The organism is Streptomyces caatingaensis (genome assembly GCF_001187435.1).
Lineage (GTDB): Bacteria > Actinomycetota > Actinomycetes > Streptomycetales > Streptomycetaceae > Streptomyces > Streptomyces caatingaensis.
The window spans coordinates 344,344-359,465 of sequence record NZ_LFXA01000018.1; the positions used below are offsets into that span (position 1 = coordinate 344,344).

Annotated in this window: 14 protein-coding genes; 11 read left to right on the forward strand and 3 right to left on the reverse strand. The window is 74.2% G+C overall.

Going from position 1 to position 15,122, the window contains the following annotated elements:
* The first annotated feature begins 9 nt into the window (after positions 1-9).
* The 9 genes from AC230_RS28270 (at position 10) to AC230_RS28310 (ending at position 8,860) form a co-directional block, all read left to right on the forward strand.
* Positions 10-813: an aldose epimerase family protein gene (locus AC230_RS28270; RefSeq protein ID WP_049719192.1), complete on the forward strand. Its 804-nt coding sequence runs from the start codon at positions 10-12 to the stop codon at positions 811-813.
* A 10-nt stretch (positions 814-823) separates the two neighbouring features.
* Positions 824-1,360, forward strand: coding sequence for an orotate phosphoribosyltransferase (pyrE, locus tag AC230_RS28275; protein WP_422125648.1), 537 nt, complete (start codon positions 824-826; stop codon positions 1,358-1,360).
* Between the two features lie 192 nt (positions 1,361-1,552).
* Positions 1,553-2,578 (forward strand): class II fructose-bisphosphate aldolase, encoded by a 1,026-nt coding sequence (gene fbaA, locus AC230_RS28280; RefSeq protein ID WP_049719194.1) that lies wholly within the window; start codon positions 1,553-1,555, stop codon positions 2,576-2,578.
* A 177-nt stretch (positions 2,579-2,755) separates the two neighbouring features.
* Positions 2,756-4,210: an MFS transporter gene (locus AC230_RS28285; protein ID WP_049719528.1), complete on the forward strand. Its 1,455-nt coding sequence runs from the start codon at positions 2,756-2,758 to the stop codon at positions 4,208-4,210.
* A gap of 43 nt (positions 4,211-4,253) precedes the next feature.
* On the forward strand, positions 4,254-4,667 hold the full coding sequence (locus tag AC230_RS28290; protein WP_049719195.1) for a DUF3151 domain-containing protein: 414 nt from the start codon (positions 4,254-4,256) through the stop codon (positions 4,665-4,667).
* A 166-nt stretch (positions 4,668-4,833) separates the two neighbouring features.
* Positions 4,834-5,658, forward strand: coding sequence for a tryptophan 2,3-dioxygenase (locus AC230_RS28295; protein ID WP_049719196.1), 825 nt, complete (start codon positions 4,834-4,836; stop codon positions 5,656-5,658).
* On the forward strand, positions 5,651-6,856 hold the full coding sequence (kynU, locus tag AC230_RS28300) for a kynureninase (protein WP_049719197.1): 1,206 nt from the start codon (positions 5,651-5,653) through the stop codon (positions 6,854-6,856). The genes AC230_RS28295 and kynU overlap by 8 nt, the downstream gene beginning before the upstream one ends.
* A gap of 112 nt (positions 6,857-6,968) precedes the next feature.
* Complete coding sequence (locus AC230_RS28305; RefSeq protein WP_049719529.1) at positions 6,969-8,204, forward strand: sensor histidine kinase; 1,236 nt, start codon at positions 6,969-6,971, stop codon at positions 8,202-8,204.
* Positions 8,201-8,860 carry a response regulator gene (locus AC230_RS28310; RefSeq protein ID WP_078871637.1) on the forward strand — a complete coding sequence of 220 codons (660 nt, stop codon included), beginning with the start codon at positions 8,201-8,203 and terminating at the stop codon, positions 8,858-8,860. Before AC230_RS28305 ends, AC230_RS28310 begins: the two co-directional genes overlap by 4 nt.
* A gap of 13 nt (positions 8,861-8,873) precedes the next feature.
* Here the strand turns inward: AC230_RS28310 and AC230_RS28315 are convergent, their stop codons facing one another.
* Positions 8,874-9,716, reverse strand: a complete 843-nt coding sequence (locus tag AC230_RS28315) for a hypothetical protein (protein ID WP_049719198.1) — start codon at positions 9,714-9,716, stop codon at positions 8,874-8,876.
* A gap of 176 nt (positions 9,717-9,892) precedes the next feature.
* Between AC230_RS28315 and AC230_RS28320 the strand changes: the two genes are divergently transcribed.
* On the forward strand, positions 9,893-11,179 hold the full coding sequence (locus AC230_RS28320; protein ID WP_049719199.1) for an adenylosuccinate synthase: 1,287 nt from the start codon (positions 9,893-9,895) through the stop codon (positions 11,177-11,179).
* Between the two features lie 54 nt (positions 11,180-11,233).
* On the opposite strand, the gene AC230_RS28325 is transcribed toward AC230_RS28320, so the two are convergent.
* Positions 11,234-13,000, reverse strand: a complete 1,767-nt coding sequence (locus AC230_RS28325; RefSeq protein ID WP_049719200.1) for a serine/threonine-protein kinase — start codon at positions 12,998-13,000, stop codon at positions 11,234-11,236.
* 114 nt (positions 13,001-13,114) lie between these two features.
* Positions 13,115-13,318 carry a cold-shock protein gene (locus tag AC230_RS28330; RefSeq protein ID WP_049719201.1) on the reverse strand — a complete coding sequence of 68 codons (204 nt, stop codon included), beginning with the start codon at positions 13,316-13,318 and terminating at the stop codon, positions 13,115-13,117.
* 358 nt (positions 13,319-13,676) lie between these two features.
* Between AC230_RS28330 and AC230_RS28335 the strand changes: the two genes are divergently transcribed.
* On the forward strand, positions 13,677-15,032 hold the full coding sequence (locus tag AC230_RS28335; protein ID WP_049719202.1) for an aspartate aminotransferase family protein: 1,356 nt from the start codon (positions 13,677-13,679) through the stop codon (positions 15,030-15,032).
* The last annotated feature ends 90 nt before the right edge of the window (positions 15,033-15,122 follow it).

The window sequence follows — 15,122 nt, forward strand, 5'->3', positions numbered from 1 at the left end:
GTCGGTCCTGTGACGACGAACGCCCAGACAACCACCCTCAGCGCCGGCCCCGCCCGGGTCACCGTGGACACCGGAAGGGGCTGCCGCCTCTCCGGCCTCCGGGTCGGCGGGCTCGAACTCCTCCGGCAGGGGCCCACGTACGGCTCGTTCCCGATGGTCCCCTGGTGCGGCCGCATCGCGGAGGGCCGCTTCCGCAACGGCGGCGAGACGCACCAGATGCCGGTCAACCACCCGCCCCACGCCATCCACGGCACCGGACGCGACGTGCCGTGGCGCACGGTCCGCGCGGAGGACACCTTCGCCGCGTTCACCTACGAACTGGCCGACACGCCCTGGCCCTACGCCGGCCGCGTCACCCAGATGGCAGAACTCGCCGAGGACTCCCTGACGCTCACCCTCGGCGTCGAGGCGGCCGCGGACTCCTTCCCGGCCCAGGCCGGCTGGCACCCCTGGTTCCGGCGCAACCTCGGCACCGGCGGCGACGTCCAGATCGACTTCGCCCCCGCCTGGCAGGAGGAGCGCGGCGACGACCACCTGCCCACCGGCAACCGCATCGACCCGAGGCCCGGCCCCTGGGACGACTGCTTCGGGATGCCCGACGGGGTGCGGGTCACCCTCACCTGGCCGGGCGCCCTGGAACTCACCGTCACCAGCCGCGCCGAGTGGGTCGTCGTCTACGACGAGCAGGACGAGGCCGTCTGCGTGGAGCCCCAGTCCGGCCCGCCCAACGGGCTCAACACCCTGCCGCGCCTGGTCACCCCCATCGATCCGCTGGAGATCTCCACGACGTGGACCTGGCGCACGCTGGCCTAAGCTCATGTCCATGAACGCGCGTGACGCCCTGCTGCAGCAGATCAAGGACAAGGCCGTCGTCCACGGCAAGGTGACCCTCTCCTCCGGCAAGGAGGCCGACTACTACATCGACCTGCGCCGGATCACCCTGGACGCCGAGGCCGCCCCGCTGGTCGGCCAGGTGATGCTGGACGCCACCGCCGACCTGGAGTACGACGCCGTGGGCGGGCTCACCCTCGGAGCCGACCCGGTCGCCACGTCGATGCTGCACGCCGCCGCCGCGCGCGGCCGCCGGCTGGACGCCTTCGTCGTCCGCAAGGCCCAGAAGACGCACGGCATGCAGCGCCGCATCGAGGGCCCGGACATCAAGGGCCGCCGCGTCCTGGTCGTCGAGGACACCTCGACCACCGGCGGCTCCCCGCTGACCGCCGTCGAGGCGGCCCGCGAGGCGGGCGCGGAGGTCGTCGCCGTGGCGACGATCGTCGACCGCGGTGCCGCGCAGGCCATCGCCGACGCCGGTCTGCGCTATGTCACCGGCTACCAGCTGGCCGACCTCGACCTGGCCTGACCTGCGGTTATCCCCAGGGCGTCCCCGGTGGGCGCGTGGTTTCACGTGAAACCACGCGCCCACCGCCGTATCTGGCGGAAGCGCCATGTGGAGCAATTCGGGGAGTCTGGGAAGATGGGGGCGACGGCTCACGTCGCCCCCTAGGTCAGGGTCATCCCCGAAGCCCACCCGCACATCACAAGGAGCGGACAGATGCCCATCGCAACCCCCGAGGTCTACAACGAGATGCTCGACCGGGCGAAGGCAGGCAAGTTCGCCTACCCGGCCATCAACGTGACCTCGACCCAGACTCTGCACGCCGCGCTGCGCGGTTTCGCCGAGGCGGAGAGCGACGGCATCATCCAGATCTCCACCGGTGGCGCGGAGTTCCTGGGCGGCCAGTACAGCAAGGACATGGTCTCCGGCGCCGTCGCGCTGGCCGAGTTCGCGCACGTCGTGGCCGAGAAGTACCCGGTCAACATCGCGCTGCACACCGACCACTGCCCCAAGGACAAGCTGGACGGCTACGTCCGCCCGCTGCTGAAGATCTCCCAGGAGCGCGTGGCCGCCGGCCGCAACCCGCTGTTCCAGTCCCACATGTGGGACGGCTCCGCCGAGAAGCTCGACGAGAACCTCGCCATCGCGAAGGAGCTCCTCGCCGAGGCCGTCAAGGCGAAGATCATCCTCGAGGTCGAGATCACCCCGACCGGCGGCGAGGAGGACGGCGTCAGCCACGAGATCAACGACGAGCTGTACACCACCGTCGCCGACGTGGAGAAGACCGCCGAGGCGCTGGGCCTGGGCGAGAACGGCCGCTACCTGCTGGCCGCCTCCTTCGGCAACGTCCACGGTGTCTACAAGCCGGGCAACGTCGTCCTCCGCCCCGAGCTGCTCCGCGAGCTCCAGGACGGCATCGCCGCCAAGCACGGCAAGCAGGACCCGTTCGACTTCGTCTTCCACGGCGGCTCCGGCTCCACGGAGGAGGAGATCCGCACCGCGCTGGAGAACGGCGTCGTGAAGATGAACCTCGACACGGACACCCAGTACGCCTTCACCCGCCCGGTGGCGGCCCACATGTTCCAGAACTACGACGGCGTCCTGAAGGTCGACGGCGAGGTCGGCAACAAGAAGGCCTACGACCCGCGCACCTGGGGCAAGCTGGCCGAGGCGAGCATGGCCGAGCGCGTCACCAAGGCCTGCGCCGACCTGCGCTCGACGGGCACCAAGCTCGGCAAGTAGGCGGCACGGCGGTACGCGGAGGGGCCCGGCGGTGCGCCGGGCCCCTCTCGCATGGCCGCGCGCGCCGCGGCGGGGGACGATCGGACCATGAGCGACACAGGCCGCGACCCGCACCGCCGGGACCGCACGGCCGAGGAGGGCGCGGCACCCCGGCCCGCGGCCGGCCCGGCCGTCCGCATGGGCACGCCCACCGGGCGGTTCGTCCTGCTCACGGCCGTCCTCGGCTCCGGCATGGCCCTCCTCGACAGCACCGTCGTCAACGTGGCCCTGCCGCACATCGGCACCGACCTCCACGCCGACCTGGCCGTCCTCCAGTGGACCGTCAACGCCTACATGCTCACCCTCGCCGGACTGATCCTGCTCGGCGGGGCGCTGGGCGACCGCTTCGGCCGGCGGCGGGTGTTCGTCCTCGGCATCGTCTGGTTCGCGCTCGCCTCGCTGCTCTGCGGGATCGCCCCGGACGCCGGGGTGCTGATCGCGGCCCGCGCCCTCCAGGGCATCGGCGGGGCGCTGCTCACCCCCGGCTCGCTCGCCCTGCTCCAGGCGGTCTTCCACCCCGACGACCGGGCGGCCGCGGTGGGCGCCTGGTCCGGGCTGGGCGGCGTGGCCTCGGCGGTCGGGCCGTTCGTGGGCGGCTGGCTGGTGGACGGGCCCGGCTGGCGCTGGGTGTTCCTCGTCAACCTGCCGATCGCGGCCGTGTGCGTCCCGGTCGCCCTGCGGTACGTGCCCGAGACCCGCGACCCCACCGCCCGCGGCCGTTTCGACGTGCTCGGCGCGGTCCTGGGCGCGCTGGCCCTCGGGCTGACCACCTACGCCCTGATCGCCGCCCCCGGCCACGGCGCCTCGCCCGCGGTGATCGTGCCGGGCGTCGCCGGCGTCCTGCTCGGCGTCCTCTTCGTCCGGCTCGAAGGGCGCCTGGCCGAACCGATGATGCCGCCGGGGATCTTCGCGAACCGGACGTTCTCCGCCGTGAACGCGGTCACCGTCTGCGTGTACGCGGCGTTCAGCGGCTTCTTCTTCCTCTCCGTGCTCCAGCTCCAGATCGTCTCCGGCTGGTCCGCGCTGGAGGCGGGCACGGCCCTGCTGCCGACCACCGTGCTGATGCTGCTGCTCTCCCCCCGCGCCGGCCGCGTCGGCGAGGCCGTCGGCGCCCGGCTGCCGCTGACCGTCGGCCCGCTGCTGTGCGCGGCCGGCATGCTGCTGATGACCCGCGCCGGCCACGGCGCCGTGTACTGGCGGGACGTGCTGCCCGCGCTGGTCGTCCTCGGCCTGGGCATGTCGGCGCTGGTCGCCCCGCTCACCGCCACCGTGCTCGCCTCGGTGGACGTCGGCCGGGCGGGCCTGGCCAGCGGCATCAACAACGCGGCCGCGCGGGCCGCGGGCCTGGTGGCGGTGGCCGCCCTGCCGCTGCTGACGGGGATGGGCCCGGAGGCGTACCGCGACCCGGCGGCCTTCGGCGCCGCGTTCCAGCGGGCGATGCTGTGGTGCGCGGGGGCCCTGGTGGCCGGGGCGCTGCTGGCCTGGACGACGATCCGCGCCCCGCGGCGCGGCCGCCCCCACCCCGAGTGCGCCTACCACTGCGGGGTGACGGCACCCCCGCTGGACCCGGGCGAGCGCCGGCCCGGGGACTGAGCGGCCTCCCCGCCCGGCGGGGCGACAGGGCAGACTGGAGGCCATGGCCATTCACGAGAACCTGCTCGGGGGACCGCCCCCGACCCACCTGCCCGACGACCCCGAGCCGCGCGAGCTGCTCGCCTCCGGCGCCGCCCCCGCCGAGGTCGCCGCCAAGTACCCCGCCTCCTCGCTCGCCTGGGCCCAGCTCGCCGACGACGCCTTCGAGGCGGGCCGGGTCGTGGAGTCGTATGCGTACGCCCGCACCGGCTACCACCGCGGCCTCGACGCGCTGCGCCGCAACGGCTGGAAGGGCCACGGCCCGGTGCCCTTCGAGCACGAGCCCAACCGCGGCTTCCTGCGCGCGCTGCACGCCCTCGCCCGCGCCGCCCAGGCGATCGGGGAGCAGGAGGAGTACGAGCGCTGCACGACGTTCCTCCGCGAGAGCTCGCCGACGGCCGCCAGCACCCTGGGCTGATCCCGTCCCGGCCGGAACTCCCGCCTCCGGGCGGCCGGTTCCGGCCGGACGACCCCTTGCACGGGTGCCGCGCGGGACGGATGATGCCGACAGGGGACCGGGGCTCCACGCGCGAGAGGAAGGGGCGGACCGCTACCCGCAGGCATGACGTCCCGAGGAGTCCGCGATGTCGCGACCGCCCACGCCCCCCGAGCTCGAGTTCGCCGCCACCACCCCGTACGAGGACTACGTCCGCGCCGAGGCGCTCGCCCGGCTGCGGACGCCGCTGTCCGACGACCCGGGGGAGCCGGCGTTCCTGGTGACCACCCAGGTCATGGAGTTGTGGTTCGGCCTCGTCGTCCACGAGTGGGAGACCGCCGGGCGCGCCCTGCGGGCCGGCAGCCTGCCCCTCGCGCTGGCCGCGCTCGACCGCTCCGTCGCCGAGCTGGGCGCGCTCAACGCCTCCTGGCAGCCCATCTCCCGCCTGACACCGGGCCAGTTCAACCGCTACCGCGCCGCGCTCGGCGAGGCGTCCGGCTTCCAGTCCGCCATGTACCGCCGCCTGGAGTTCCTGCTCGGCGACAAGTCCCGCTCCATGCTGGTGCCTTACCGCAACGTCCCGGAGGTGCACGCCCGGCTGGAGAAGGCGCTGCACGAACCCTCCCTCTACGACGAGGCGTTGCGCTGGCTCGCCCGCCGCGGCCACCCGGTGCCCGCCGCCGTCCTGGAGCGCGACGTCAGCGCGCCCTACGAGCCGCACCCCGCCGTCGAGGACGTGTGGCAGCGCGTCTACGCCGAGGAGGAGCGGCACCCCGACGAGTGCCGCCTGGGGGAGACCCTGACCGAGATCGCCGAACGCGTGTGGCGCTGGCGCAACGACCACCTGGTCGCCACCCGCCGGGCGATGGGCGCCAAGAAGGGCACCGGCGGCTCGTCCGGGGTCGCCTGGCTGGAGAAGCGCGCCGCGAAGACCGTCTTCCCCGAGCTGTGGACGGCCCGCAGCCGTGTCTGACCTCGCCCGCGAGGCGGCCGACCGCGACGCCGGCGACGAACTCGCCCCGCTGCGCGCCGCGTTCGACCTCGACGACGGCGCCGTCTACCTCGACGGCAACTCGCTGGGCGCGCTGCCCCGCGCCGTGGCGCCCCGCCTCGCCGAGGTCGTCCGGCACGAGTGGGGGCGGCTGCGGATCCGCTCGTGGGACGAGTCGGGGTGGTGGACCGCGCCCGAGCGCGTCGGCGACCGGATCGGACGGCTCGTCGGCGCCGCGCCCGGACAGGTCGTCGTCGGCGACTCGACGAGCGTCAACCTCTTCAAGGCCCTGGTCGCTGCCGTCCGCCTGGCCGGGCCGGACCGCGACGAACTCCTCGTCGACGCCACGGCCTTCCCCACGGACGGCTACGTCGCCGCCTCGGCGGCCCGGATGACCGGCCGCCGCGTCCGGCCCGTCGAACCCGCCGCCATGGCCCGCGCGTGCGGCCCCCGCACCGCCGCCCTCCTCGTCAACCACGTCGACTACCGCACCGGGCGGCTGCACGACCTGCCCGGCGTCACCTCCGCCGCGCACGCCGCCGGCGCGTATGTGGTGGCGGACCTGTGCCACAGCGCGGGCGCCCTGCCGATAGGGCTCGACGAGCACGGCGTGGACCTCGCGGCCGGCTGCACGTACAAGTACCTCAACGGAGGCCCCGGCTCGCCCGCCTTCCTCCACATCCGCCGCGACCTCCAGCCCCGCTTCGACTCCCCGCTGCCCGGCTGGAACTCGCACGCCGACCCGTTCGGCATGGAGCCCGCCTACCGGCCCGCCGACGGGGCCGCGCGCGGCCGGGTCGGCACGCCCGACATCCTCTCCCTGCTCGCCCTGGACGCCGCCCTCGACGTCTGGGACGGCGTGGACCTCGCGGCCCTGCGCGCCAAGAGCCTCGCCCTCACCGACTTCTTCCTGCGCTGCGCGGCCGCCTACGCGCCGGACGGCCGGGTGACATCCCTCACCCCGGCCGCGCACGCCGAGCGCGGCAGCCAGGTCTCGCTGCGCTGCCCCGGCGCCGGGGCGGTCATGGCGGAGCTCGTCCGGCGCGGTGTCGTCGGCGACTTCCGCCGTCCCGACGTGCTGCGCTTCGGCTTCGCCCCGCTGTACTGCCGCTTCGCCGACGCGGAGCGGGCGGCGCGGATCCTGGGGGAGGTGCTGGGAGACGTGCCGGGTAGTACTTGAGACGGACGGCCGGAGATCCTCATCGGCGCGGACGACGCCCGCCGGAAGTCTGCTTACCGTGGAACGCGTGAATCCGACCCCCGAGCCGACCTCCTTCCGCAGCGAGCTGCTCATGTTCAAGAGCGCTTTCGACGGCATCCACCGCGATCTGTTCACCGACGCCTTCGCCTTCCGGCCGCTGGCGCCGCTCGCGCCCGGCAGCCGTCTCCTGCGCGTCGTGCCGCGCCGGCTCCGCCGCTACGCGCGGTGGCTGCCGCACGCGGCCCTGGTGGCCGCCACGGGGTTCCTGGTCCTCCAGGGCGCCGGGGAGATCGGCCTGCTGGCGTTCCCGCTGGTCGGGGTGCCGCTCCTGATGACCCTCCTGCGCCCGGTCGGTGCCTGGTGGTGCTCGGTCGGCGCGATCTTCTTCGCGACCGCCCTCGGGTCCGCGGTGGTGATCGCCCTGGGCGTCCACGTGCTGGTGATGATGCTCGTCGCGATGCGGTCGCGGCCGCGGGTGGCGGGCGAGATGTGGCTGCTGACGGCCGTCATCGCGGCGTTCTTCGTGGTCTTCCGGCCGGTCGTCGGAGTCGACGGGCTCTTCGAGCTGCTGGTCGTCTCCGGCGTGCTGCTCTTCGCCGTCCTCGCCGTGCGGCTGCTGCGCGAGTCCCGGCAGCAGGTCGTCGCCCAGACCGCCGTCACCGAGGCGGAGCGGTCCCGGCGCACGGTCCTGGAGGAGCGCACCACGATCGCCCGCGAGCTGCACGACGTCGTGGCGCACCACATGTCCGTCGTGGCCATCCAGGCCGAGGCCGCGCCGTACCGGGTCCAGGACACGCCGCCCGAGCTGGCCGCCGCCTTCGTCACCATCCGCGAGAACGCGGTCGCGGCCCTCACCGAGCTGCGCCGCGTCCTCGGCGTCATCCGCTCCGACGGCTCCGACGCGTTCGACGACCCCGAGGCCCCGCAGCCGACGCTCGCCGCCCTCGACGGGCTGCTGGCCAACGTCCGGGGCGCCGGGCTGACCGTCGAGCGGGTCACCACCGGGGTGGTGCGGCCGCTGCCGCAGGGCGTGGAGCTCTCCGCGTACCGGATCGTCCAGGAGGCGCTGAGCAACGTGCTGCGGCACGCGCCCGGCGCCGTCGCCCGCGTCGAGCTCTCCTACGTGCCCGTCGGGCTCGGCCTGCGGATCGTCAACGGGCCGCCGGACCGGCTGGCCAAGCCCTCGCCCGGGGCCGGGCACGGCGTGCTCGGCATGCGCGAGCGCGTCGCGATGCTCGGCGGCGAGATGACGGACGGGCCGACGGGCGACGGGGGCTACGAGGTCACCGCCTTCCTGCCGGTCTCCGCGGCGGAGGCCGCCGCGTGACCATCAGGGTGCTGATCGTCGACGACCAGATGATGGTCCGCGAGGGCTTCTCCGTCCTGCTGGGCGCCCAGCCCGACATCGAGGTCGTCGGCGAGGCCGTGGACGGCCGCCAGGCGCTCGCGAAGGTCGCGGAGCTGCGCCCCGACGTCGTCCTCATGGACATCCGCATGCCCGAGCTCAACGGGCTGGAGGCCACGCGGGAGATCGTCGCGGCGGACGCGGACGCGAAGGTGCTCGTGCTGACCACCTTCGATCTCGACGAGTACGTCTACCAGGCGCTGCGGGCCGGGGCGAGCGGCTTCCTCCTCAAGGACGCGTCGGCGCGGCAGCTCGCGGACGGCGTCCGCATCGTCGCCTCCGGCGAGGCGCTCCTGGCCCCGACGGTCACCAAGCGGCTCATCCAGGAGTTCTCGCGGCTGGGCACGCCGCGGGTGCCGTCGCAGGAGCGCATCGGGGACTTGACCGAGCGCGAGACGGAGGTGCTGGTGCTGGTCGCCCAGGGGCGGTCCAACGCGGAGATCGCGTCCTACCTCGTCGTCGCCGAGTCGACGGTGAAGACGCATGTCAGCCGGATCCTGGTGAAGCTGGGGCTGCGGGACCGGACGCAGGCGGCCGTCTTCGCCTACGAGGCGGGGCTGATCACGCCGGGCGGATGAGCTCCGCCCGGCCTCACCCCCTCGGCAGCGTCAGCCGCCACGCGTCCCCCTGCGCCGTCCACGTCCGCATCCCCACGGGCCCCCGTATCCGGTTGTCCGCGCGGTAGCGGAAGTCCGGGCCGGAGACGGTGACCGCCCGCGCCCGGCACCGCAGCGGCGTCTCGGCGCCCTGCGGGTGCACGGCGACGTCCGCGAGCCCCCCGGCGAGGGACACCGCGACGCGCTCCAGCGGCTGGTCCGCGTCGGACAGCACCACCCCGTCCGCCTCGACCCGCAGCCGCGGCCCCACGCCCGCCGGGCGCCCGGCGGGCCGGGCCAGCAGGGCCAGCGCCGTCCGCGCGGTCCGCGCCGCGGGCGACCACCACGGCCGGGCCGAGGGCGGAGAGGCCGCGGCGCCCCCGGCCCGCGCCCGGTCCACCGGCGCCCAGAGCCCGCCCAGCACCAGCCCCCCGCTCTCGTCCGCGAGCAGCCCGAGCCGCCGCTCCACCCCGTCCAGCACCGCCCGCGCGGCCGCGACCGCCCCGAGCGGGACGCCGAGCGCGCGGGCCACCGAGACCGCCGGGAGCGGCCCGACGGGCACCCAGGCCAGCGGCGCGTCCGCCAGCTCCCGCTGCCAGTGCAGCAGCGCGACCACGCGCAGTAACGCCCGGTCGTCCCCGACGACGACCGTCCGCCTCCGGCCGCGCCGGGCCACCGCCCGGGCGATCTCCGCGGGGCCGTCCGGGAGACAGATTTTCGCCACCGATCCGGCGCTCAGCACATCCCTCGCGATCCGCACGGACTCGCCGTCCACACGCCGCGCGGCCGGGTCGACGACGACAAGCAGCTGCTGTCCAGTCGGGTCTGCAGCCGACACGTTCGTCCTTCCTCAGGTAACCTCTCGGTGCAAGAGCCCCTGTCGCTGTTGCGCCAGGGGCTTCGTCTATCCGGGGCACCGGTTCGACGGCTCTAGCGGTGGTGAGCGCCCGTATCAGGCGGGCGACGGCCACCTGCGCACGTTGGACATGCCCCGCCCGGAAGGGGTGTACGCCTGTGCCCGCACTTGTGCTGCTCGGTGCTCAGTGGGGTGACGAGGGCAAGGGAAAGGCCACCGACCTGCTCGGTGGATCCGTGGACTACGTGGTGCGCTACCAAGGTGGCAACAACGCCGGCCACACGGTCGTCGTGGGTGACCAGAAATACGCGCTCCACCTCCTCCCCTCCGGAATCCTCTCGCCGGGGTGCACCCCGGTCATCGGCAACGGCGTCGTCGTGGACCCGGCGGTCCTGCTCTCCGAGCTGAGCGGGCTGAACGAGCGCGGCGTCGACACGTCGAAGCTGCTGGTCAGCGGCAACGCCCACCTGATCACGCCGTACCACACCACGGTCGACAAGGTGACGGAACGCTTCCTCGGCAAGCGGAAGATCGGCACCACCGGCCGCGGCATCGGCCCGACCTACGCGGACAAGATCAACCGCGTCGGCATCCGCGTCCAGGACCTCTACGACGAGTCGATCCTGACGCAGAAGGTCGAGGCGGCCCTCGACTTCAAGAATCAGATCCTGGCGAAGCTCTACAACCGCCGCGCGATCGACGCCAACAAGATCGTCGACGAGCTGCTGGGCTACGCGGAGCAGATCAAGCCGTTCGTGGCCGACACCACGCTGGTCCTCAACAACGCCATCGACGAGGGCAAGGTCGTCCTCTTCGAGGGCGGCCAGGGCACCCTGCTGGACGTCGACCACGGCACGTACCCCTTCGTGACCTCCTCGAACCCGACCGCGGGCGGCGCCTGCACGGGCGCGGGCGTCGGCCCCACGAAGATCAACCGAGTCATCGGCATCCTCAAGGCGTACACCACCCGCGTGGGCGCCGGTCCGTTCCCGACCGAGCTGTTCGACGAGGACGGCGAGAAGCTGCGCACCATCGGCGGCGAGCGCGGTGTCACCACCGGCCGTGACCGGCGCTGCGGCTGGTTCGACGCCGTGATCGCCCGCTACGCCACGCGCGTCAACGGCCTCACGGACTTCTTCCTCACCAAGCTCGACGTGCTCACCGGCTGGGAGCAGATCCCCGTCTGCGTCGCCTACGAGATCGACGGCAGGCGCGTCGAGGAACTCCCGTACAGCCAGAGCGACTTCCACCACGCGAAGCCGGTCTACGAGATGCTGCCGGGCTGGTCCGAGGACATCAGCAAGGCCAAGACCTTCGCCGACCTGCCGAAGAACGCCCAGCGTTACGTGAAGGCGCTGGAGGAGATGTCGGGCGCCCCGATCTCCGCGATCGGCGTCGGCCCGGGCCGCGACGAGACGATCGAGATCAACTCGTTCCTGTCGTAAGGCGCGAGCGCGTCCGGAACGCCCCGGTGGCCGTCGACGGCCACCGGGGCGTTCTCAGTTGCTCCTGGAGTAGACCAGCGAGGCGTCCTTCGTGCCCGAGTCGACGAAGGCGCGGCGCAGGCGGCCGTCCGGCAGCAGCGTCAGGTCCGACGCGGAGCCCGGCTGGCAGGCCGTCGCCGGCTGGGCGGTGGTGACGGTGGACGGGCCGAGGCGCAGCACCGTGTCGGTGCCGTTCCCGAGGACGGGGGCCGTCCAGGCGCAGCGGTACGAGGTGCCGTCGTCGAGGTTGCCGTAGCCCTCGATCTCGGCGGTGCCGCCGCCGGCCCCCACGGTGAGGACGATGGTGCGGTAGCTGCGGCCGCCGCCGGTGGGGAAGTCGGAGGACCAGGTGCCGGCGAAGGCCTGCGCGCCGCCGGCCGGTGCCGTGCTCGTCGCGGGGGCGGTCGTGCGCGGCGTGCGCTGCGGGGCCGGGGTGCCGCGGGCGGGGTTCCTGGCGGACGCCGCCGGACGGGCGGCGGGCTTGTCGTCGTCCCCGCGCTGCTGTTGCTTGACGAGGTAGACGGCTCCGGCCCCGGCCAGCAGCCCGGCCGCCGCGATGGTGACGAGCACGAACGGCCCGCGCGAGCGGCGCGGGGGCGGCGGCGGGGGCGCGTAGGGGCCGTACGGGGGGTACGGAGCGTACGGGCCGGGGTGCGCCGGGCCGTATCCCGCCGGCGGCGGCGTGGGGTGCCCGACGGAGGTGGTGACGGCCGTCGCGGTGGGCGGCTCGGCGGGCGGGGGCGTCCGCGGGGGCCCGGCGACGGTGGGCTGCTCGGAGGCCGGGGCGGGGGCCGGGACGGCCGGGGCGTCGGTGGCCGGCGCCGGCGCGGCCGGCGGCGCATCCGGCGAGGCCCCGCCCGGCCCGGGTATCTCCGCCGGCCCCTCGATGTCGAGCATCTGTACCGCGTGCCGTGCCAGCTGGGCGACGAGCCCGCCCGGCAGCCACGGCTCCTCGTCGGCGTCCGCCGGGCCGAGCCGGTCGAGCACCTGCCCGGGGGTGGGGCGGTCCGCCGGATCCTTCGCCAGGCAGGCCGAGACCAGCGGGAGCAGCGGCCCGGGGAGCCCCGCCAGGTCCGGCTCCTCCTCGGCGACGCGGAACATCAGGGCGTGGGCGCCGCTGTCCGCGGTGCCGAAGGGCATCCGGCCGGTGGCCGCGTAGGCGAGCACCGAGCCGAGGCAGAAGACGTCGCTGGCCGGGGTGGTCTCCAGGCCGCGCACCTGCTCGGGCGACATGAAGCCGGGGGAGCCGACGGCCGCGCCGGTGCGGGTGAGCCCCTCCCCGTCGGTGACGGCGTCGAGGGCGCGGGCGATGCCGAAGTCGATGACGCGCGGCCCGTCGAGGGTGATCAGGACGTTGGAGGGCTTGAGGTCGCGGTGGACGAGGCCCGCCGCGTGGATCGCCCGGAGGGCGCGGGCGAGCCCGGCGGCGAGGACACGGACGGACCGTTCCGGCAGCGGCCCGAAGTCCTGCCCGACGACCTGGCGCAGGGAGGGCCCGGCGATGTAGCCGGTCGCCACCCACGGCACGTCCGCCTCGGTGTCGGCGTCCAGGACGGGCGCGGTCCACTCCCCGCCGACCTCCCGGGCGGCGCGCACCTCGCGCCGGAAGCGGCGGCGGAACTCCTCCTGCTCGGCCAGCCCCGGCTGGACGAGCTTGACCGCGACCGTGCGTCCGCGGTCCGAACGGGCCAGGTAGACGCGGCCCATGCCGCCCGCGCCGAGCCGGCCGAGCAGCCGGTAGGCGCCGAGCGTGCGCGGGTCCTCCGGCGTCAGGGCGTCCATGCCGTCAGCTCTCCTTCCCCCCGTGGTTCCTGCCGGAGGATAGCCGCACGGCACGAGGGCCGGTGCGCCGCACGGGACATGCGGGGCGCCGGCCCTCGGAGGGGAACGGGGTGATCAGGCGGGGACGATGTTCTCGGCCTGCGGGCCCTTGTGGCCCTGGGTGATGTCGAAGGTGACCTTCTGGCCTTCCGTGAGTTCCCGGAAGCCCGTGGTCGCGATGTTGGAGTAGTGGGCGAAGACGTCGGCCCCGCCGCCGTCCTGCTGGATGAAGCCGAAGCCCTTCTCCGAGTTGAACCATTTCACGGTGCCCGTGGCCAAGATGACTCCTCGTTAGAGCGGTGTGGGGCGCTCCGGAGGCGCCCCGAAAGAGGAAGAGCGCCCGAGGTCACAGACCGTCAGGCGCAACTGGTGATGAACGTAGCACGCTAAACCCGGGCGAAACGGGATTTCCGCTACGGCGATTCGCGGACCGGACCCGGCACGGTGCCGGTATCCGCGTCCGGTTCCGGACACAGTGCCGGTGCTGCCGGGAGCGCGCCGACCGTAGGCTGACCGTGTACCAGCCCGCAGGGCCGTCCGGCCCCCAACCGCCCCGCCGCAGGACCGCCCCGCCGCAGGACCGCCCCGCCGCAGGACCGTTCCGAGCCCGCCCGCCGAGCCACCCGAGGTCACGCCCGTGAGCACGCTGCCCGACCCCGCCCTCGGTGCCGCCGTCAAGGCCGCCGACCGCGCCCACGTCTTCCACTCCTGGTCCGCCCAGGGCCTCATCGACCCGCTGGCCGTCGCGGGTGCCGAGGGCTCGTACTTCTGGGACTTCGAAGGCAACCGCTACCTCGACTTCTCCTCCCAGCTCGTCAACACCAACATCGGCCACCAGCACCCCAGGGTCGTCGCGGCGATCCAGGAACAGGCCGCGCGGCTGTGCACGTTCGCGCCGGGCTTCGCCGTGGAGCCGCGCTCCGAGGCGGCCCGGCTCATCGCCGGACGGACGCCGGGCGACCTGAACCGGATCTTCTTCACCAACGGCGGCGCCGAGGCCGTCGAGAACGCCGTCCGGATGGCCCGGCTGCACACCGGCCGCCCCAAGGTGCTCAGCGCCTACCGCTCGTACCACGGCGCCACCGCCGCGGCGATCCACCTCACCGGGGACCCGCGCCGCTGGCCGAACGACAGCGGCGCCGCCGGCGTCGTCCACTTCTGGGCGCCGTTCCTCTACCGCTCGCCGTTCCACGCGGAGACCGAGGAGCAGGAGTGCGAGCGGGCGCTCCGGCACCTGGAGGACACGGTCGTCTTCGAGGGACCGGCGACCGTGGCCGCGATCGTCCTGGAGACCGTGCCGGGCACCGCCGGGATCATGGTGCCGCCGGACGGCTACCTGGCCGGGGTGCGCGAGATCTGCGACCGGTACGGGATCGTCTTCGTCCTCGACGAGGTCATGGCGGGCTTCGGCCGCACGGGCCGCTGGTTCGCCGCCGACCACTGGGGCGTCGTCCCGGACCTGATGACCTTCGCCAAGGGCGTCAACTCCGGTTACGTCCCCCTCGGCGGCGTGGCCATCTCCGACGAGATCGCCGCGACCTTCGAGAAGCGCCCCTACCCGGGCGGACTGACCTATTCCGGCCATCCGCTGGCCTGCGCCTCGGCGGTGGCGACGATCACCACCATGGCCGAGGAGGGCATCGTGGAGAACGCCGCCCGGATCGGCGCGGACGTCCTCGGCCCCGGGCTGCGCGAGCTCGCCGAGCGCCACCCCGCCGTCGGCGAGGTGCGCGGCCTCGGCGTCTTCTGGGCGCTGGAGCTGGTGCGCGACCGCACCACCCGCGAGCCGCTGGTGCCCTACAACGCGGCCGGCGAGGACAACGCCCCGATGGCCGCCCTGGCCGCCGCCTGCCGCGCCGCGGGCCTGTGGCCCTTCGTGAACATGAACCGGATCCACGTCGTCCCGCCGTGCACCGTCACCGACTCCGAGGCCAAGGACGGACTCGCGCTGCTGGACGAGGCGCTGACGGTGGCCGACCGCCACACCGCCTGACCGTCACACCGCCTGACCGCCGCGCCTCCCGGCCGTACCGGTACGCTCCCCGACGGCCCTCGCCTATCTTGTTGCGGGGGCCGTTCGCGC